The sequence below is a fragment of the Noviherbaspirillum suwonense genome, assembly GCF_900182955.1.
Classification (GTDB): domain Bacteria; phylum Pseudomonadota; class Gammaproteobacteria; order Burkholderiales; family Burkholderiaceae_D; genus Noviherbaspirillum_A; species Noviherbaspirillum_A suwonense.
The window spans coordinates 683,437-703,458 of sequence record NZ_FXUL01000001.1 but is presented as its reverse complement, the minus strand read 5'-3'; the positions used below and the strand labels follow the sequence as shown (position 1 = coordinate 703,458).

Below are 20,022 nucleotides of genomic sequence, written 5' to 3'. Positions count from 1 at the left end.
TGTGCGTTGTGGCCGCTGTGGCCTTGGGTTGAATCGCGGGGCTAGTTTAAGGTGTTATGCAGGCCTTGTAAATCATAGGCATGCAACTCGTCCAGATGGGCCATGCCTTCGACCGCCGCTTCCGCGCCGGCGATGGTGGTATAGGTCGTGACCCGCGCCGCCAGCGCCGACGTGCGTATCGCACGGGAATCGGTGATGGCATTGCGCTTCTCTTCCACCGTGTTGACCACCAGCGCGATTTCGTGGTTCTTGATCATGTCGACGATATGCGGCCGTCCCTCGGCCACCTTGTTCACCACGTCGACCGGGATGCCGGCCGCGCTGATCGCCGCGGCGGTGCCCTTGGTGGCGACGATGGAGAAGCCGATGCCTACCAGGTCGCGCGCGACCTGCACCGCGCGCGGCTTGTCGCTCGCCTTGACGCTCAGAAACACCTTGCCCGAACTCGGCAGGCGGATGCTCGCGCCCATCTGCGACTTGACGAAAGCCTCGCCGAAGGTCATGCCCACGCCCATGACTTCGCCGGTCGACTTCATTTCCGGGCCGAGGATGGTGTCCACGCCCGGGAATTTGACGAAGGGGAACACCGCTTCCTTGACGCTGAAGTACGGCGGCACCACCTCGTTCATGATGCCCTGGCTGTCGAGCGACTGGCCGACCATGCAGCGCGCGGCGATCTTGGCCAGCTGCAGGCCGGTCGCCTTCGACACGTAGGGCACGGTGCGCGATGCGCGCGGATTGACTTCCAGCACATAGACCACGTCCTGCAGCTGGCCGTCGATTTCCTTCTGCTGGATCGCGAATTGCACGTTCATCAGGCCGACCACGTTCAGGCCCTTGGCCATCAGCGAAGTCTGGCGCTTGAGTTCGTCGATGGTGGCCTGCGACAGCGAATACGGCGGCAGCGAGCAGGCCGAGTCGCCGGAGTGCACGCCCGCCTGTTCGATATGCTCCATCACGCCGCCGATGAAGGTGCGCTTGCCGTCGGACAGGCAATCGACGTCGACCTCGATCGCGTCGTTCAGGAAGCGGTCCAGCAGCACCGGCGAGTCGTGCGACACCTTGACCGCCTCGCGCATGTAGCGCTCGAGGTCACGCTGCTCGTGGACGATTTCCATCGCGCGGCCGCCCAGCACGTAGGACGGGCGGACCACCAGCGGATAGCCGATTTCCTGCGCCAGGCGCAGCGCGTCTTCTTCTGTGCGCGCGGTGCGGTTGGGCGGCTGGCGCAGCGCCAGGTCCTGCAGCAGCTTCTGGAAGCGCTCGCGGTCCTCGGCGGCGTCGATCATGTCCGGCGAGGTGCCGACGATGGGCACGCCGTTGGCTTCCAGGTCCAGCGCCAGCTTCAGCGGCGTCTGGCCGCCGTACTGCACGATCACGCCGTACGGCTTCTCCTTGTCGACGATTTCCAGCACGTCTTCCAGCGTCAGCGGCTCGAAGTACAGCCGGTCCGACGTGTCGTAGTCGGTGGACACGGTTTCCGGATTGCAGTTGACCATGATGGTTTCATAGCCGTCTTCCCGCATTGCCAGCGCCGCGTGCACGCAGCAGTAGTCGAACTCGATGCCCTGCCCGATCCGGTTCGGTCCGCCGCCCAGCACCATGATCTTCTTGCGGTCGGTCGGGCGCGATTCGCACTCTTCCTCGTAAGTCGAATACATGTAGGCGGTATCGGTGTCGAACTCGCCGGCGCAGGTGTCGACCCGCTTGTAGACCGGGCGCACATTCAGCGCATGCCGCCTCTCGCGCACTGCCTTGTCGGTGGTCTTCAGCAGCTTGGCCAGACGACGGTCGGCGAAGCCCTTGCGCTTCAACTGGAACAGCACATCCTTTTCCAGGCTTTCCAGCGCCTGGGTTTCCAGCCACAGCTCGATGTCGACGATTTCCTTGATCTGGGCCAGGAACCACGGGTCGATATGGGTCAGCTGGTGCACTTCCTCCAGCGTGAAGCCCTGGGCGAACGCGTCGCCGACATACCAGATGCGGTCCGGGCCCGGCTCGCCGAGCTCTTCCTCGATCACTTCGCGGTCGGTGGTCTTCTCGTTCATGCCGTCGACGCCGACTTCCAGGCCGCGCAGCGCCTTCTGGAAGGATTCCTGGAAGGTGCGGCCGATGGCCATCACCTCGCCGACCGATTTCATCTGGGTCGTCAGGTGGCTGTCGGCCTGCGGGAATTTCTCGAAAGCAAAGCGCGGGATCTTGGTGACCACGTAGTCGATGCTCGGCTCGAATGACGCCGGGGTTGCGCCGCCGGTGATTTCGTTGCGCAGCTCGTCGAGCGTGAAGCCGACCGCCAGCTTGGCCGCGACCTTGGCGATCGGGAAGCCGGTGGCCTTCGAAGCCAGCGCCGACGAGCGCGACACCCGCGGGTTCATCTCGATGACGATCATCCGGCCATCTTTCGGATTGACCGAAAACTGCACGTTGGAGCCGCCGGTGTCGACGCCGATTTCACGCAGCACCGCCAGCGAGGCGTTCCGCATGATCTGGTATTCCTTGTCGGTCAGCGTCTGTGCCGGCGCGACCGTGATCGAGTCGCCGGTATGCACGCCCATCGGGTCCAGGTTTTCGATCGAGCAGACGATGATGCAGTTGTCCGCCTTGTCGCGGACCACTTCCATCTCGTACTCTTTCCAGCCGATCAATGATTCCTCGATCAGCAGTTCGCTGGTCGGCGATGCTTCCAGGCCGCGCTTGCAGATTGCCTCGAATTCCTCGGCGTTATAGGCGATGCCGCCGCCGCTGCCGCCCATCGTGAACGATGGCCGGATGATGGACGGGAAACCCAGTTCCTTCTGTACCGCCCATGCCTCGTCCAGGCTGTGCGCGATGCCCGACCGCGCCGAACCCAGGCCGATCTTCGTCATCGCTTCCTTGAACTTGGAACGGTCTTCCGCCTTGTCGATGGCTTCCGGCGATGCGCCTATCAGTTCGCACTTGTACTTGTCGAGCACGCCATGCCGGTGCAGGTCCAGCGCGCAGTTCAGCGCGGTCTGGCCGCCCATGGTCGGCAGGATCGCGTCAGGGCGTTCCTTGTCGATGATGCGTTCGACCATCTGCCAGGTGATTGGCTCGATATAGGTGACGTCCGCCATTTCCGGGTCGGTCATGATGGTCGCCGGATTGCTGTTGACCAGGATGACGCGGTAGCCCTCTTCGCGCAGCGCCTTGCAGGCCTGTGCGCCGGAGTAATCGAATTCGCAGGCCTGGCCGATGACGATGGGGCCGGCGCCGATGATCAGGATGCTTTTAATGTCGTTGCGCTTAGGCATTTTTGTATTTCTCCATCATCGCCATGAAGCGATCGAACAAGGGTGCGATATCCATAGGGCCAGGCGATGCTTCCGGGTGGCCCTGGAAGCAGAAAGCCGGCTTGTCGGTGCGCTCGAATCCCTGCAGGGAATTGTCGAACAGCGAAACATGCGTGACGCGGCAGTTGGCCGGCAGCGTGGCCTGGTCGACCGCGAAGCCGTGGTTCTGCGAGGTGATCATCACCTTGCCGCTGTCGAGGTCCTGCACCGGATGGTTCGCGCCATGGTGGCCGAATTTCATCTTCAGCGTCTTGGCGCCCGACGCCAGCGCCATCAGCTGGTGGCCGAGGCAGATGCCGAAGGTCGGGATGCCGCGCTCGATCAGTTGCTTGCTGGCCTTGATTGCGTAGTCGCACGGCTCCGGGTCGCCGGGGCCGTTGGACAGGAAGATGCCGTCCGGCTTCAGCGCCAGCGCTTCTTCCGCCGTCGCCTGGGCGGGCAGCACGGTGACCTTGCAGCCGCGTTCGGCCAGCATGCGCAGGATGTTGTACTTGATGCCGTAGTCGAATGCGACCACGTGATACTTCGGCGCGGTCTGCTGGCCGGTCCCCTGTCCCAGCTTCCACTCGGTCTCGGTCCAGACATAGGATGTCTTGGTCGACACGACCTTGGCCAGGTCCATGCCGGACAGGCCCGGGAACGATTTGGCGAGCGCCAGCGCGTCTTCGACCGAGGCATCGGCGCCGGCCAGGATCGCACCGTTCTGCGCGCCCTTTTCGCGCAGCAGGCGCGTCAGGCGGCGGGTGTCGATGCCGGCGATGCCGACCACGTTCTGCGACTTCAGATAGTCGGAGAGCGATTGGGTGGAACGGAAATTGGATACGCGGATGGGCAGGTCGCGGATGATCAGGCCGGCGGCATGGATGCGGCTCGATTCTGCATCCTCGGCATTGATGCCGGTGTTGCCGATGTGCGGATAGGTAAGCGTGACGATCTGGCTGTTATAGCTGGGATCGGTGATGATTTCCTGGTAGCCGGTCATCGCCGTGTTGAACACGACTTCGCCTATGGTCTGGCCGGAAGCGCCGATCGACACGCCCTGGAAGATCGAGCCGTCTGCGAGCGCAAGGATGGCCGGTACTGGTTGGCCCTGGAAAAATGGCGGCAAGGGTAACTCCTGAGATGGTTACCGCCGCTGCGCTGGGCCTGTACACCCGTCTGCAACTCCGCCTGCGAATTGGCGCAAGGAACGTGGATGGGTCGGTCTAGGAACTGGATGGAAGGGTAGGCGCTACGGCGGAAAATATTTTGGCTAAACCAAACAATTATAGCGCGTAGCACCCCTCTCAGGCAAGCAGCTTTGCCCGTCCTGCATGGCGCACGGGACGCCGTAAACAGCGGCAGCAGGCGCTGCCGCGGGGACTTAGATGTTCAGTGCGGCGATACCTGCCTTCGCGATCTGCACGTCCTCGGACGACTTCACGCCCGACACGCCGACTGCGCCGACGCACTGGCCGCCGACCGTGATGGGAACGCCGCCTTCGAGCATGCCTTCGAGGTTCGGCGCGGTGATGAAGGAAAAGCGGCCGTTGTTGATCATGTCTTCATAGATCTTGGTTTCGCGGCGGCCGAGGGCGGCGGTGCGGGCCTTGGCGGGCGCGATGTGGGCCGAGATCGGCGCTGCGCCGTCGAGCCGCTGCAGCCACAGCAGGTTGCCGCCGTCGTCCACGACCGAGATGGTGACCGCCCAGCTATGCGCCAGGGCTTCGGCTTCTGCGGCGGCGGCGATTTTTTTGACCTCTTCGAGGGTCAGCACTTGCTTGGACTGCATCTTGGCTCCTTAAAATAAAGCACGATTGTACGATTTTATTTGCCCAAAAAGGCGGATTCTTCGACGGGGCCGACCGCGCCGGCGCAGCCGCGCGCCATCCCTGCCCGGCCGCGCCGCCGCGCCGCGTCCCAGAGTTCATGCAGCACCGGCTCTGCTGCGGGATCGAGCGCGGGATCGTCGAGGGTGGCGACGCCGCAGCAGACGGCGATCGCGGGAGCGGCGCCCGGTTCTTCGGCCAGCACCGCGCGGGCCGCATCGCACAGCCTCACCGCGAAACTGCGGGCGGCGGCGGCGTCGAGGCTGGCCGTGGCGACGGTGTACTCCTCCGCGCCGGTGCGCGCCAGCAGGTCGGTCTGGCGTATGACCCGCTTCAGCCCGGGCAGCATGCGTTCGTCGATGCCGGGCCTGGCGGCAATGGAAAGACTCAGCAGCGCAAGCGCCTGCCGGTGCCGCAGCGCGTTGGCCAGCAGCCGTTCCGCGCCGGACTGGAATGCGTAGGGCGACAGGGCCGGCGCCGGGCCTTCCTGGCTGGCATGCAGCCGCTGCGCGCCGACCAGCTGCGCCAGCAGCGTCATCCGGGAAACCAGCTGCCCCGTCGGCATGCCCTTGGTGATCAGATCGGTCGCGCCGGCTTCCCTGGCCTGGCGCCGCTCGTCCGCGTCGTCGGTGCCGGAGACTACGACCACCGGCATTTCCCGCAGCTTCTCGGAGCGGGACCCGCGCATCCGGCGCAGCAGTCCGTAGCCGTCGAGCCGCGGCATGGTCAGGTCGGTGATCAGCAGGTCGACTGAATCATTGCGCAGGAGGAATTCCCAGGCCTCTTCGCCGTCGAGCGCCTCGGAAAACTGGTAGAGGTCGGAAAGATGTTTCGAGAGGGTGGCCCGCACGATGCGCGAGTCGTCGGCAATCAGTGCGTGCGGCCTGGAAAAGCCGTTTTCTGCGAGGTCGGATGCCATGTGCCGCCTTTTTGAATGAGAAATATAGTTACCTTAGTGCAATTTTTCTTTGACAATATGTAGGACTATCGCTTACATTCGACGCCTTGCATGGTACAAGCTAGAAATAATGACAGTCAAACGCTCAAGATTTTCTTCTTTACTGGTCGCGCCCGTCCTCCTGGCAGCGTCGCTGGCATCCATGCCCGCCGCCTGGGGCACCGAGCCGGTCCATACCGAACGCAATGCCGCGATGAATGTGCTGCACAGCTTTACCGACCGCGCATCCGACCTGGCGATCCGCGCGATGGCGCTGGTGGGCATACGCTACCAGTACGGCGGCAACACCCCGGAACACGGGCTCGATTGCAGCGGCCTGGTGCGTTATGTGTTCAAGCAGGCATGGGGCGCGGAACTGCCGCGCACGTCCGAGGAAATCAGCCGCGTCGGCGCCAAGGTGGACAGCAGCGACCTGCAGCCGGGCGACCTGGTGTTCTACAACACGCTGCGCCGCGGCTTCTCGCATGTCGGCATCTACCTGGGCGACAACAAGTTCATCCACTCCCCTTCCGCCGGCAGCTCGATCCGCATCGAAAGCATGGACCTGAGCTACTGGAAAAAGCGCTTCAACGGCGCGCGCCGCATCAACGACCCCGAGCAGAACTGATTTCTCTGCGCTGGCGCGCTAATGCGCTAGTGCACCGCGGCGCCTTCGCGCTTGGCCTTGAGCTTGGCCCGCAGGTCGGGCATCACGGTCGCGGTCGCCTGCTCGCCGGCCAGGATCGCCAGGTTCCGGCCACTGAAGTCACTCCCCTTCATCGCACCCAGGCTGGGCGTGATCACCACGTCGGCATCCTTCATTTCCAGCCGGTTGATGGTCTGGCCCATGATGGCGAAGGTTTGCAGCACCACGTCCAGATTGCTGGTTGCCGGCTGCGCGTCGGGGTCGGCGGAAATATTCACCGCGATCACGAAATCGGCGCCCATCTCGCGGGCATAGCGCACCGGGACCGGCGCCACCAGGCCGCCGTCGACATAACTGTGCTCGCCGATCTTCACCGGCTGGAACACGCCCGGCACCGATGACGACGCCCTCACCGCCATGCCGGCATTGCCGCGCTGGAACAGGATGGGCTTGCCGCTGTTGAGGTCGGTCGCGACCGCGCCGAAGGACACCGGGAATTTTTCGATCGGCACGTTGCGCACCGCGCGGTTCACATAGCGCTGGATCGCCTCGCCCTTGAGCACGCCCGAACTCTTGGCAAACAGCGGTATCGCCCAGTCCGATATCGCCGCCTCGTCCATTTCGAGCGCCATCCGGTTGAGCTTGAAGCCGTTGTTTCCGGCCGCATACATCGCGCCGACCACGCTGCCGGCGCTGGTGCCGACCACGATGTCCGGCACGATGCCCTGCGCTTCCAGCGCCTTGATCACGCCGATGTGCGCGAAGCCGCGCGCGGCGCCGCCGCCCAGCGCAAGCCCGATGCGGACCGGGCGCGCGACCGGCGCGGGCGCCTCGACATGGGACGGTTCGACCGCGGCCTTTGCAGCCGGCGACGTGCTGCGCGTCGACGCGCAGCCTGCCAGCAGCACGAACACCAGGGGAGCAAGCAATTTAATTGGCTTTGACATGAAGAAATAGATCCAACAAGAAACGAACCAGCGATTGTAACGGAACTCGACCCCGCTGGACGCAGCGCCAAATGAGAATGATTCACATTTGCGTGGGACTTGGCTATACTTGCGCAGCCTTCAACTTGCCAGGAAATCACCTTATGCGCCCTATTCTCCGCCTGTCCCTGCTGTCCGCGGCAATCGCCGTCGCCAGCCCCGCCTTTGCCCAGGAAAACGTGCTGAACCTGTATTCGGCCCGGCACTACCAGACCGACGAGCAGCTTTACGACAACTTCACCAAGCAGACGGGCATCAAGATCAACCGCATCGAAGCCGATGACAACCAGCTGTTCGAGCGGCTCAAGAGCGAGGGCAAGAACAGCCCGGCCGACGTGATCCTGATGGTGGACGCCGCCCGCCTGTGGCGCGCCGAGGCGGAGGAACTGTTCCAGCCGGTGAAGTCGGCGGTGCTGGAGTCGCGCATCCCGGCCAACCTGCGCTCCGCCGATGAAGGCCGCGGACCGGAGTGGTTCGGTTTCTCGACCCGCGCCCGCGTCATCGTCTACAACAAGGTGGCGGTCAACAAGGCCGACGTGTCGACCTACGAGTCGCTGGCCGACCCGAAGAACAAGGGCAAGGTCTGCACCCGTTCGGGTTCGCATCCGTACAACTTGTCGATGATCGGGGCGATGATCGATCGTAACGGCGAAGCGGCAACCGAAACTTGGGCCAAGGGCATGGTCGCCAACTTTGCGCGGCCGCCGCGCGGCGGCGACACGGACCAGATCAAGAGCGTCGCCACCGGCGAATGCGGCGTCGCGCTGACCAACAGCTATTACTACGTCCGCATGCTGCGCTCGACCAATCCGGCGGACAAGGACATGGTCAACCGCCTCGGCTTCGTCTGGCCCAACCAGCAGACCTCGGGCACGCATGTGAACGTCTCGGGCGGCGGCGTGGCGCGCAATGCGCCGCACCGCGAAGCCGCGGTCAAGTTCCTCGAATACCTGTCCAGCGACGAGGCGCAGGGCTATTTTGCCAATGGCAACAATGAATGGCCGGTGGTGACGACCGCGGTCGTGAAGAACCCGGCGCTGGACGCGCTGGGCAAGTTCAAGATGGAAAACGTGTCGGTTTCCGCGATGGGCAAGAACCAGGCGACCGCGCAGAAGATCCTGGACCGCGCCGGCTACAAGTAAGCCGGCAGGCGCGCGTCAGGCGGTCTTTGCCTGCAGCGTCGCCGGCTCGGTGATGACGGCGCGCGCCGGGAAGGTGACGGTGAAGGTGCTGCCGCGTTCCGGCACGGACTCGATGCCGAGCTGCGCGCCGTGGCGCAGCAGCACATGCTTGACGATGGCCAGCCCCAGGCCGGTGCCGCGCGTCTCGCGCGAGCGGCTCTTGTCGACCCGGTAGAAGCGCTCGGTCAGCCTGGCGATGTGTTCGGGACGGATGCCGATGCCGTTGTCGCGCACCGCGAACTGCGGCCCGTCCGTGCCGGGTCGCCAGATCATCTCTATCGTGCCGCCGTCGGGCGTGTAGCGGACCGCGTTCGACACCAGGTTGCCGAAGGCGCTGCGCAGTTCCTCGACGCTGCCGGTGATGTCCGGCCCCTCCGCTTCCAGCGTGATCGTGTGCCTGCCCGAGGACAGCGCCTGCGCATCCTGCAATACCTGCCCGAGCAGGCTTTTCATCCGCACCGGCTCGGGCCGCAGCGGGTAGTCGAGCGACTCCAGCCGGGTCAGCGACAGCATGTCCTCGACCAGGTTCTGCATGCGCCGGCCCTGCTCGGCCATCAGCGCCAGGTGCGACTGGCGCGTCTGCGGATCGAGGTTGGGCTGCGCCTGCGCGATCTCGAGGAAGCCGTTGATCACGGTCAGCGGCGTGCGCAGTTCATGGGACGCGTTGGCGATGAAGTCGCGCCGCATGTGCTCGATGCGCTCGGACTCGGTGGCGTCATGGGTCACCAGGATCTGCCGCCGGTTTTCGAACGGGATGATATGGACGATCAGCTTGCGCTCGCGCAGCGACAGCGTCAGCGGCTGCTCGTAGCGGCCCAGGATCAGGTAGTCGATGAAATGCGGGCTGCGGATCAGGTTGGTCACCCGCATGCCCTTGTCGCGCTCGCGCTTCAGGCCCAGGTGCCGCTCCGCCGCCGGATTGCACCATTCGAGGAAAAGCACGTCGTCCATGATGACGACGCCGTCCGGCAGCAGGCTCATGGCCTGGCGGAAGCGGGTCAGCCATTCGTTCAGCTCGGTGCGGTTGCGGTCGTCCTCGCGGCGCAGCCGGTACAGCCGCACGAAGATGTCGGTCCACGCGCCCCAGCCGTCCGGCAGGCGGGTCTCGGGATGCTCCAGCCACATTGACAGCCGCCACAGGTAGCCGAGCTGCATCACGACCAGCGCCAGCGCGGCGCACAGGGCCACCGCCAGTCCGGCGACAAGGCCGGAGAAATAGGCGACGACGCCCGCGCCGGCCAGTATCAGCGCCATCCGCAGTATCGCGGGAACCCAGAACAGGAGCTTGGGATTCATCGTGCGGCGGGCATCCTTTACTTTTCCGAAAGCATGTAGCCGACGCTGCGCACGGTGCGGATCAGCGACTCGGCTTCCTTCAGCGCCTTGCGCAGCCGCAGCACATGCACGTCCACCGTCCGTTCCTCGATGACCGCATGGTCGCCCCAGACGCGGTCCAGCAGCTGGCTGCGGGAAAACACCCGCTCCGGGTGCGCCATGAAGAACTTCAGCAGCCGGTATTCCGCATGGCCGATGTCGATGCGGCTGTCGTTCAGGCTGACCGTGCAGCTGACCGGGTCGAGCGCCACCGCGCCGATGCGCATCAGCGTCTGCGCATGCTCGGGCGCCTTGCGCCGCAGCAGCGCCTTGACGCGCGCGGTCAGTTCGCGCGGCGAGAACGGCTTGGTCACATAGTCGTCCGCGCCCTGGTTGAGGCCGGCGATCTTGTCCTCTTCCATGCTCTTGGCCGTCAGCATGATGACCGGCAGCGTGGCGAAGTTGCGGTCGCCGCGCAGCCGCGACAGCAGGCGCAGGCCGGACTGGTCGGGCAGCATCCAGTCCAGCAGCACCAGCTGCGGCATGCGCTGCTGCAGGTAGTCCCAGGCGCCGCCGGCGGTATCGACCGCCGCGACGTTCCAGCCGCCTTCGCGCAGGGTGTAGCGCACCAGTTCGACGATGGCAGGCTCGTCTTCGACGATCAGGATTTCCGGGTTGTCTGCCGCCATACAGCCTAGTCCTTTGCCTTGTTGTTTGCACTCGCCGCGTAGTCGGTGTGCCGTATATCCTTGCCCTCGACCACGTAGATCACGTATTCGGCGATGTTTTTCGCATGGTCGCCGATGCGCTCCACCGCCTTGGCCACCCACAGCGTGTCGAGCGCGGTGGAGATGGTGCGCGGATCCTCCATCATGAAGGTGATCAGGTTGCGCATGATAGACCGGAATTCATGGTCGACCGCCTTGTCCTGCGCAATCAGCGCGGTCGCCTGCTGCGCGTCGAGGCGGGCGAAGCAGTCGAGCGCGTCGTGCAGCAGCGCGCCGGCGGATGCGGCGATCACGCGCACGGTCTCGTAATGGTTGATCGCGGCCACGCCGCGCTCCTTCATGCTGCGGGCGGCCCGCGCGATCTTGGTCGCCTCGTCGCCGACCCGCTCCAGGTCGGTGATCACCTTGATGGTCGCCATCACCGTGCGCAGGTCGTTGGCGGCAGGCTGGCGCCGCACGATCAGGTGGCTGCAGGCGTCGTCCAGCGTAACTTCGAGCCGGTTGACCTGCTCGTCGGCCTGCATGATCTTCTCCGCCCGGTCGGCGTCGCCGGTGCGGAAGCATTCGAGCGCGTCGTTGAACTGGTTCTCGACCAGGCCGCCCATCAGCAGCACCTTGGAGCGGATCTGCTCCAGGTCTAGGTCATACTGTTTTGACGAGTGCTCATGGGGCATCGTGTTCTCCTGGTTGCCTGCGTAAATCCCGGTCAGCCGAAGCGGCCGGTAATGTAGTCCTGGGTCTCGCGCCGGCCCGGGTTCATGAATATCTGGTCGGTCTCGCCGAACTCGACCAGTTCGCCCAGGTACATGTAGGCGGTGTAGTCCGAGCAGCGGGCGGCCTGCTGCATGTTGTGGGTCACGATCGCGATGGTGTACTCGCCTTTCAGCTCGCTGATCAGCTCCTCGATCTTGGCCGTCGAGATCGGGTCCAGCGCCGAGGTCGGCTCGTCCAGCAGCAGCACTTCGGGCTTGACCGCGACGCCGCGGGCGATGCACAGCCGCTGCTGCTGGCCGCCGGACAGCGACAGGCCGCTCTTGTGCAGCTTGTCCTTGACCTCGCCCCACAGCGCCGCCTTGTTCAGCGCCCACTCGACCCGCTCGTCCATCTCGCCGCGGGCCAGGTTTTCATACAGCCGCACGCCGAAGGCGATGTTTTCATAGACCGTCATCGGGAACGGCGTCGGCTTCTGGAACACCATGCCGACGCGGGCGCGCAGCATGTTGACGTCGAGGCCGTGCTCGAGGATGTTGCGGCCGTTGTAGAGGATCTGGCCTTCGGCGCGCTGGCCGGGATACAGGTCGTACATCCGGTTCAGCGTGCGCAGCAGCGTCGACTTGCCGCAGCCGGACGGGCCGATGAAGGCGGTGACCTTCTTCTCGTGGATCTTCAGGTTGATGTTCTTCAGGCCCTGGAAGGCGCCGTAGAAGAAATTCAGGTCGGCGATTTCAAAGGTGGCCCGCGGCGCGGACACCGCTGGTACGGCGGACAGTTGGCTGTTCATGATAGTTGTCGGCATGCGTTTAGCGTTGCGTTTTCTGGCGGAAGAGCGTGCGTGAAAGGATGTTAAGGCCCAGCACGCTGAAGGTGATCAGCAGCGCCCCGCCCCATGCCAGCGAACGCCAGTTGTCGTACGGGCTCATCGCGAACTGGTAGATCACGACCGGCAGGTTGGCCATCGGCGCATTCATGTCGGTGCTGAAGAACTGGTTGTTGAGCGCGGTGAACAGCAGCGGCGCGGTTTCGCCGGCGATGCGCGCGACAGCCAGCAGCACGCCGGTGATGACGCCGGACTTGACCGCGCGCAGCCGGACCATGGTCGCCACCTTCCAGCGCGGCGCGCCCAGCGCGAAGGCCGCCTCGCGCAGGCTGGTCGGCACCAGGTTGAGCATGTTGTCGGTGGTGCGCACCACCACCGGGATCGCGATCAGCGCGATCGCCAGGCTGCCGGCCCAGCCGGAAAAATGCTTGATATGGGCGACGTAGATCGAATAGATGAACAGGCCGATCACGATGGACGGCGCCGACAGCATGATGTCGGTGACGAAACGGGTGAGCTGGGCGAACCGGCTTTCCTCGCCGTACTCGGCGAGGTAGATGCCGGCCAGGATGCCGATCGGCGTGCTCACGCCGGTCGCGATGCCCACCATCAGCAGGCTGCCGACGATGGCATTGAGCAGGCCGCCGCCCTCGCTGCCGGGCGCCGGCGTGCTCTCGGCAAACAGCGCCGGGTCGATCGCGCCGAAGCCCTTGACGACCAGCGTCCCGAGTATCCACAGCAGGAAGAATATGCCGAAGGCCATCGCCAGCACCGACAGCGCGATGCCGACGCGGTGGGTCAGCAGCCGGCGGCGATAGACCGGGTTCTTTCGTGCGTCCTTCATTTTGCGCCCTCCCTCTTCTGCATGGTCAGCAGCATCATCTTGGCCGCCGCCAGCACGATGAAGGTGATGGCGAACAGGATCAGGCCGAGCGCGAACAGCGAGGACACGTGCAGCGGCGTGTCCGCCTCGGCGAATTCATTGGCCAGCGTCGACGCGATGCTGTTGCCGGCAGAAAAGAGCGACCAGGACAGCTTGTGCGCATTGCCGATGACGAAGGTGATCGCCATCGTCTCGCCCAGCGCCCGGCCCAGTCCCAGCATCACGCCGCCGACCACGCCGATCCGGGTATAGGGCAGCACGACCTTGCGCACCACTTCCCAGCGGGTGCAGCCGAGCGCATAGGCCGACTCCTTCAGCACGGCGGGCACGACGTCGAACACGTCGCGCATCACCGACGCGATGAAGGGAATGATCATGATGGCCAGGATGAAGCCGGCGGCCAGCATGCCGATGCCCATCGCCGGGCCGCTGAACAGCTGCCCGATCACGGGCAGGTGGCCAAGCGTGTTTTTCAGCAGCGGCTGCACGTGGTCGGCAAAGAACGGCGCGAAGACGAACAGCCCCCACATGCCGTAGATGATGCTGGGCACGCCGGCCAGCAATTCCACCGCGGTGCCGAGGGGACGCTTGAGCCAGGCCGGGCAGATTTCCGTCAGGAACAGCGCGATGCCGAAGCTGACCGGGAAAGCGACCAGCAGCGCGATGAACGAGGTGATCAGCGTGCCGGCGATCGCGATGAGCGCGCCGTAGCGGTCGTTGACCGGGTCCCATTCCACCGTCGTCAGAAAACCGGGGCCGAATTCCATGAAGGCCGGCGTCGCGCCGACGACCAGCGAGGCAATGATCCCGGCCAGCATCAGCAGCACCAGCACCGCGAAACCGAGCGTGATCTTGTGAAAGAGAAAATCCTGGAAGCGCTGCCGGCGCATCGTGCCGGCCAGCGCGAGGTCCGCGGCGGCGCTGGCCATTGCCGGCGTCATCGCGGCGTCATGCAGGGAATCGGAATTAGCGCTCATTGCCGCCCTCCTGGTTGACGGCGCTGCATGGCCGTGCGCGTTGCAGCGAGCCTGCAAGCAAGAATCTCTGGAGTCGCATCGCTGTTCCTGACCGGGCGTTTATCACAGCGCGCACTCTATCGGACAAATATGACAGCTTTATGACGTGATGTAATGCAGATGACAGGGGGCGCAGCCGCCGGTTCAACCGGATGTCACGCAGCTGTCATATTCTCTGCCTACACTCTGGGCAGCCAAAACAGGACCAACTGCGTTATATGACACAAAAAAACAAGGCGACGCCTGCCGCTACCGGCGAGAAGCTGCCGCCGGATGTGATCCTGAACCGCGAGCTTTCCCAGCTGGCATTCAACCGCCGCGTGCTGGCGCAGGCCGAGGACCCGGCCGTGCCGCTGCTGGAACGGCTGCGCTACCTTTGCATCGTCAGCAGCAACATGGACGAGTTCTTCGAAGTGCGGGTGGCCAGCCTGCTCGCGCGCATCGAAGGCCATGCCGCCGGCGTCCCGGTGTCCGATGCGGCGCTGGAAGATGCAAGCGCGGAATCCCACGAGATCGTCGAGCGGCAATATGCGATCCTGAACGGGGAGATCCTGCCGGAGCTGTCCCGCCACGGCGTGCACCTGCTGCGCGACCAGGACCGCAACGAGGCGCAGCGGGCCTGGGTCAAATCCTACTTCGACCGCGAGGTGCGGCCGCTGCTGACGCCGATCGGGCTGGACCCGGCCCATCCGTTTCCGCAGGTGGTCAACAAGAGCCTGAATTTCATCGTCGAGCTGTCGGGCAAGGATGCGTTCGGGCGCGGCACCGCGATCGCCATCATGAAGGCGCCGCGCGTGCTGCCGCGCGTGATCCGGCTGCCGGACGCGCTCTCGGCGGACGGCGGCATGTCCTTCTGCCTGCTGTCGTCGGTGATCCATGCGCATATCTCGGACCTGTTCACCGGGCGCGAGGTACTGGCGTATTCCCAGTTCCGGGTCACCCGCGACAGCGACCTGTGGGTCGACGAGGAAGAGGTGAAGAACCTGCGCCAGGCGCTGCAAAGCGAGTTGCAGTCCCGACATTTCGGCTTCGCCGTCCGGCTGGAAGTGGCGCGCAACTGCCCGCCGACGCTGTCGAACTTCCTGCTCAACCAGTTTTCCATCCCGGCAAGCCGGCTGTACGCGGTCGACGGCCCGGTCAACATGACGCGGCTGCTGGCGCTGGCCGACGCGGTGGACCAGCCGGCGCTGCGCTTTCCGCCGTTCACGCCGTCCTACCCGCCCGCCCTCGACGCCGCCGACATCTTCGCGGTGCTGCGCAAGAAGGACATGCTGCTGCACCACCCGTTCCAGTCCTTCGTGCCGGTGCTGGAATTCGTGCGCAGCGCCGCGCACGATCCCAACGTGGTCGCCATCAAGCAGACCATATACCGGACCGGCATGAATTCGCTGCTGATGGAGTCGCTTATCCTGGCGGCGCAGCGCGGCAAGGAAGTCACGGTGATCGTCGAACTGATGGCCCGCTTCGACGAGGAAGCCAACATCAACTGGGCCGACCGGCTCGAGCGCGTCGGCGCGCAGGTGGTGTACGGCGTGGTCGGCCTGAAGACGCATGCGAAGCTGGCGCTGGTGATACGGCGCGAGGGAGGCGAGCTGAAGCAGTACGCCCACCTCGGCACCGGCAACTATCATCCGACCACGACCAAGCTGTATACCGACTTCGGCCTGCTCACCGCCAATCCGCTGCTGACGACCGAGGTCAACGAGGTCTTCATCCACCTGACCAGCCTGACCAAGCCCAAGAACCTGCAATACCTGTGGCTGGCGCCGTTCGACCTGCAGCGGGAAATGATCCGCGCGATCCGCAACGAGGCCCGCATCGCCCGACTGGGCCGGCCCGGGCACATCATCGCCAAGATGAATGCGCTGGTCGACGAATCGGTGATCCGCGCGCTGTACGCGGCGTCGAGCGATGGCGTGAAGATCGACCTGATCGTGCGCGGCGCCTGCTCGCTGCGGCCGGGCGTGCCGGGCCTGTCGAAGAATATCCGGGTGCGCTCCATCGTCGGCCGTTTCCTCGAACACAGCCGCATCTTCTACTTCCGCAACGACCTGGCGCATGACGTCTACCTGTCCAGCGCAGACTGGATGAACCGCAACCTGTTTCGCCGGATCGAAGTCGCATTCCCGGTGCTGGACCGCGCGCTCAAGCGGCGGGTGCTGAAGGAGGGCCTGGAGCCTTACCTGAAGGACAATGCGAACGCATGGGAACTGGCAGCCGACGGCCGCTACCGCCGGCGCCGCGCGCGCGGCAAGCAGCCCGCGTTCAGCGCGCAGCAATACCTGATGAAAACCCTGGGCAAAATTTCCGGAAAGTGAGCGATGCAATGGACCTGATTCTATGGCGGCATGCGGAAGCCGAGGAAGGCGAGCCGGACGCAGCGCGGGCGCTGACGGCCAAAGGACGCAAGCAGGCGATGAAGATGGCCGGCTGGCTGGACCATCACCTGCCCGCCGGCTGCCGCATCCTGTGCAGCCCGACGCGGCGCACCGTGCAGACGGCCGATGCGCTGGGGCGCAAGTACCGCATCCATGCGGACCTCGGCACCGAAGGCAATGCGCAGCGCATCCTGGAGCTGGCCAACTGGCCCGACGCACGCGAGCCGGTGCTGCTGGTCGGCCACCAGCCGGTGCTGGGGCAGCTGGCGGCGCTGCTGGTGCATGGCGCGGAAGCCGACTGGACGCTGCGCAAGGGCGCGGTCTGGTGGATCTCGCGACGCGAGCGGCATGGCCAGGCGCAGGTCTACCTGAAGGCCGTCATGTCGCCGGAGTTCTGCGGGAAATAAGCGACGGATCCTGCGCGCCGTCGCTGGCGGCGGGCCGCCGGTTTTTCCCCGCGGATCTCCGCTGCCGCGATTGCCGCCGCCGCGGCCGGGTCACAGCGCCATCGACACCAGGTGCAGCAGCAGCCCGACCAGGCCGCCGACCAGCGTGCCGTTGATGCGGATGTATTGCAGGTCGCGACCGACATAGGACTCGAACTTGCGCGACACGGTCTCGGCGTCCCATTTCTGGATCACGCGCTTGACCAGCGAGGCGATCAGGTGGCGCCGGCTCGAGATCGCATTCGCGGCGAACTGTCGGATCCAGCCATTGAGCTTGTCCTGCACCGCGGCGTCGCGCTGCAGCGCATTGCCGACGCCCGCCAGCGCCCGCTCGAACTGCGCGGCAATCCGCGAATCGGGCTTGTCGGCGTCGGCCAGCAGGCGGTCGCGCACGGTGGTCCAGACCGTGTGTGTGTAGCTCTTGAACAGCGGATGCTGCAGCGTCTGGTCCACCACGCCGGCAATGCGCGCCTCGTAGTCCGGCGAACTGCGCAGCTTGTCCATGAACTCCTGCACGCTGCGATGAAACCGCTCGCGCCATTCGCTGTCTTCCTGCCGCATCTCGTCGAGGATGGCCTGCGATTCGGTCATGATCTTCTCGAACAGCTTCTCGTCGATGATGCGCGGCATCCATCGCGGGCTGGCGTCGTGGATCTTCTGGCGTATCGTGTCCTGGTTGCGCTCCAGGGCCGTGGCCGCCATGCCGACCAGGTGATCGAACAGCTGCTGGTGCCGGCGGTCGGCCACCAGCACGTCCAGCACCTCGGCCAGCAGCGGCCCGAAACGCACGTTCTTCAGTCCCGAGGACAGCGTCGACTGCAGGAAGCTGCCGACATCCTGGTCTTCCACCATCCGCACCACGGTCGGCACGCCCCGCGTGATCTGCAGCGCCACGTCGCGGCTGTTGCCCGGCTCGCTGAGCCAGTGCGCGGCCGCGCCGGCGAAGTCGATGTGCCGCAGCTCCTCGGCCAGCACTTCGCGGGTCATGAAATTGTTTTCGAGAAAATCGGCGACGCTGCTGCCGATGCGGTCCTTGTTGGCCGGCACGATGGCGGTGTGCGGGATCGGCAGCCCGAGCGGATGCCGGAACAGCGCGGTGACGGCGAACCAGTCGGCCAGCGCGCCCACCATCGCGGCTTCGGCGAAGGCGACCACGAAGGACAGCCACGGATAACGCGGCTGCAGCAGCCGCGCGGCGACGAAGACCACCGCCATCAGCACAAGCAGGCCGGTGGCGATGCGGCGCATCTTGACCATGCCGGCCGGCGGCGCGGTGTCCGGCATCCGCATCAGCGCTGGTTCCGCATCGGGGCGCGGCCCGGGTCAGCCCGCAAGGCGCACCTGGAAGTCGGTGCCCACTTCCTTCCAGTAGTCGCGCTCCTTGTCGAGCCAGAATGACAGCGTCGGATGCGCGACCAGCCAGTCGCGCGGAAACTCCAGCTCGATGCGGTTGCGGATGCGCAGGCCCACCTGCTGCAGCGAGCCTTCGATGCGGGCATGCATGAAGATGACCGCGAGGCGCAGCGACAGCACCGCGCGCACGAAGTCGGGCTCGGTCAGCATGGCGTCGAGCTTGTGCAGGTTGCCCTTCTGGCCCAGGATCAGCCGGCTCATCAGACGCTGGTCGCGGTTGGTGAAACCGGACAGGTCGGCGTTTTCTATCATGTAGGCGCCATGCTTGTGATAGCCGCTGTGGGACACCGCCATGCCGACCTCGTGCAGCAGCCCGCTCCAGTACAGCGGCCGGGTGGTGGCGTCGTTGCCGGGCCGGAGCCGGGCGTACAGCGTGGCGGCGATGTCGGCGGTGCGGCCGGCCCGCGCCTCGTCCACCTGGAAACGCTGAAGGAAGGCGCGCACCGACTGTTCGCGCCGGTCGCGGCGGGTGGCCCGCAGCTGCAGGTCCCACAGCACGCCCATGCGCAGGCCGGCCTCGATCGGCTGCATCACCGCGATGTCCAGTTCCTGCATCACCGCGATCAGGATCGCCAGCCCGCCTACCAGCACCGGCGCCCGGTCGGGTTTCATGCCGGGAAGCTGAATGGCGGCGACGCTGCCGAATTCGATCAGCCGCTGCTTCAGCGCATTCAGGCTGGCCAGCGTCAGCCGGCCGTCGCCCAGGCCGTTCTTCGCGATCGCTTCCGAGATCGAGCGCAGCGTGCCCGACGAACCGTAGGCGGTGTCCCAGACATGCGCCTTGTACAGCGGCGCGGCATCTTCGAAATAGCCGCAGGCCGAGATGATTGCGGCTTCGAACGACGCGGCGTCGATGCGGCCGTCGATGAAGAAGCCGTCGCTCTGGCGCACCGTGCCGGTGCTGAAGGAATCGACCAGCAGGATGTCCAGGCCCTTCCCGATGATCAGCTCGGTCGAGCCGCCGCCGATGTCCAGCACCAGGCGGCGCTCGCCCGGATTGGCCAGCGAGCAGGCCACGCCCAGGTAGATCAGCCTGCCCTCCTCCTCGCCCGAGATGATCTCGATCGGGTAGCCGATCGCATTCTCGGCTTCGGGCAGGAAGGCGTCGGCATTCTTCGCGATCCGCAGCGTATTGGTCGCCACCACGCGCACCGCGTCGAGCTCGTAGGCGGCGAGCACGGTGGCGAAGCGCGCCAGCGACTCGGCAGCCACCCGCATCGCCTGCGGCGTCAGGTTGCCGTCGGCATCCAGGCCCGCGCCCAGCCTGATCGGGTCGCGGGCGCTCTTGATCACGCGGATGGCGTTGCCGTCGTAATGGCCGATATGCAAGCGAAAACTGTTGGAGCCAAGATCAACGGCGGCGAACATGGATATCTTTCTTCAATGATGGGCGACCGGGTGGAAGCGGCCCTCGCGGGCTGAGCGGCAATCATAACGG

General features: G+C 65.3%; 17 protein-coding genes. 4 read left to right on the top strand and 13 right to left on the bottom strand.

The features are described from left to right. Positions 1-41: 41 nt before the first annotated feature. From carB to QOL82_RS03185, 4 genes are all read right to left on the bottom strand, one after another. Positions 42-3,272 carry a carbamoyl-phosphate synthase large subunit gene (gene carB / locus QOL82_RS03200; protein ID WP_283440771.1) on the bottom strand — a complete coding sequence of 1,077 codons (3,231 nt, stop codon included), beginning with the start codon at positions 3,270-3,272 and terminating at the stop codon, positions 42-44. Further along, a complete protein-coding gene (carA, locus tag QOL82_RS03195; RefSeq protein WP_283440770.1) occupies positions 3,265-4,419 on the bottom strand; it encodes a glutamine-hydrolyzing carbamoyl-phosphate synthase small subunit in 1,155 nt (384 codons plus the stop codon). The genes carB and carA overlap by 8 nt, the downstream gene beginning before the upstream one ends. A gap of 255 nt (positions 4,420-4,674) precedes the next feature. Then, a complete protein-coding gene (locus QOL82_RS03190; protein ID WP_283440769.1) occupies positions 4,675-5,082 on the bottom strand; it encodes a GlcG/HbpS family heme-binding protein in 408 nt (135 codons plus the stop codon). Between the two features lie 35 nt (positions 5,083-5,117). Further along, positions 5,118-6,038: a response regulator gene (locus tag QOL82_RS03185; RefSeq protein ID WP_283440768.1), complete on the bottom strand. Its 921-nt coding sequence runs from the start codon at positions 6,036-6,038 to the stop codon at positions 5,118-5,120. Positions 6,039-6,147: 109 nt separating this feature from the next. Between QOL82_RS03185 and QOL82_RS03180 the strand changes: the two genes are divergently transcribed. Beyond that, positions 6,148-6,684 (top strand): C40 family peptidase, encoded by a 537-nt coding sequence (locus tag QOL82_RS03180; protein ID WP_430438426.1) that lies wholly within the window; start codon positions 6,148-6,150, stop codon positions 6,682-6,684. A gap of 26 nt (positions 6,685-6,710) precedes the next feature. Here the strand turns inward: QOL82_RS03180 and QOL82_RS03175 are convergent, their stop codons facing one another. Further along, the gene (locus QOL82_RS03175; RefSeq protein WP_283440766.1) at positions 6,711-7,649 is read right to left on the bottom strand and encodes a patatin-like phospholipase family protein; all 939 of its coding nucleotides are present in this window, start codon (positions 7,647-7,649) and stop codon (positions 6,711-6,713) included. 143 nt (positions 7,650-7,792) lie between these two features. On the opposite strand from QOL82_RS03175, the gene QOL82_RS03170 reads away from it, so the two are divergent. Further along, positions 7,793-8,830 (top strand): Fe(3+) ABC transporter substrate-binding protein, encoded by a 1,038-nt coding sequence (locus QOL82_RS03170; protein WP_283440765.1) that lies wholly within the window; start codon positions 7,793-7,795, stop codon positions 8,828-8,830. Positions 8,831-8,845: 15 nt separating this feature from the next. Here the strand turns inward: QOL82_RS03170 and phoR are convergent, their stop codons facing one another. Genes phoR through pstC form a run of 6 tightly spaced genes read right to left on the bottom strand, consistent with a single transcriptional unit; the run spans position 8,846 to position 14,308 of the window. Then, positions 8,846-10,165, bottom strand: coding sequence for a phosphate regulon sensor histidine kinase PhoR (gene phoR / locus QOL82_RS03165; protein ID WP_283440764.1), 1,320 nt, complete (start codon positions 10,163-10,165; stop codon positions 8,846-8,848). A 17-nt stretch (positions 10,166-10,182) separates the two neighbouring features. After that, entirely contained in the window at positions 10,183-10,872 is a 690-nt protein-coding gene (locus QOL82_RS03160) for a response regulator (RefSeq protein ID WP_283440763.1), read from the bottom strand. Between the two features lie 5 nt (positions 10,873-10,877). Next, positions 10,878-11,585: a phosphate signaling complex protein PhoU gene (gene phoU, locus QOL82_RS03155; protein WP_283440762.1), complete on the bottom strand. Its 708-nt coding sequence runs from the start codon at positions 11,583-11,585 to the stop codon at positions 10,878-10,880. 32 nt (positions 11,586-11,617) lie between these two features. Then, positions 11,618-12,412 (bottom strand): phosphate ABC transporter ATP-binding protein PstB, encoded by a 795-nt coding sequence (gene pstB, locus QOL82_RS03150; RefSeq protein ID WP_283440761.1) that lies wholly within the window; start codon positions 12,410-12,412, stop codon positions 11,618-11,620. Positions 12,413-12,431: 19 nt separating this feature from the next. Beyond that, positions 12,432-13,292 (bottom strand): phosphate ABC transporter permease PstA, encoded by an 861-nt coding sequence (gene pstA / locus QOL82_RS03145; RefSeq protein ID WP_283440760.1) that lies wholly within the window; start codon positions 13,290-13,292, stop codon positions 12,432-12,434. Beyond that, positions 13,289-14,308: a phosphate ABC transporter permease subunit PstC gene (gene pstC, locus QOL82_RS03140; RefSeq protein WP_283440759.1), complete on the bottom strand. Its 1,020-nt coding sequence runs from the start codon at positions 14,306-14,308 to the stop codon at positions 13,289-13,291. Before pstC ends, pstA begins: the two co-directional genes overlap by 4 nt. 257 nt (positions 14,309-14,565) lie before the next feature. Here pstC and ppk1 point away from each other — a divergent pair, with 257 nt between their 5' ends. Both ppk1 and QOL82_RS03130 read left to right on the top strand, forming a co-directional pair. Further along, positions 14,566-16,665, top strand: coding sequence for a polyphosphate kinase 1 (gene ppk1, locus QOL82_RS03135; RefSeq protein WP_283440758.1), 2,100 nt, complete (start codon positions 14,566-14,568; stop codon positions 16,663-16,665). Positions 16,666-16,673: 8 nt separating this feature from the next. Next, a complete protein-coding gene (locus QOL82_RS03130) occupies positions 16,674-17,132 on the top strand; it encodes a SixA phosphatase family protein (protein ID WP_283440757.1) in 459 nt (152 codons plus the stop codon). Between the two features lie 90 nt (positions 17,133-17,222). Here the strand turns inward: QOL82_RS03130 and QOL82_RS03125 are convergent, their stop codons facing one another. Then, positions 17,223-18,461, bottom strand: coding sequence for a DUF445 domain-containing protein (locus tag QOL82_RS03125; RefSeq protein WP_283440756.1), 1,239 nt, complete (start codon positions 18,459-18,461; stop codon positions 17,223-17,225). A 33-nt stretch (positions 18,462-18,494) separates the two neighbouring features. Next, positions 18,495-19,952 carry a Ppx/GppA phosphatase family protein gene (locus QOL82_RS03120; RefSeq protein ID WP_283440755.1) on the bottom strand — a complete coding sequence of 486 codons (1,458 nt, stop codon included), beginning with the start codon at positions 19,950-19,952 and terminating at the stop codon, positions 18,495-18,497. Between the last annotated feature and the right edge of the window lie 70 nt (positions 19,953-20,022).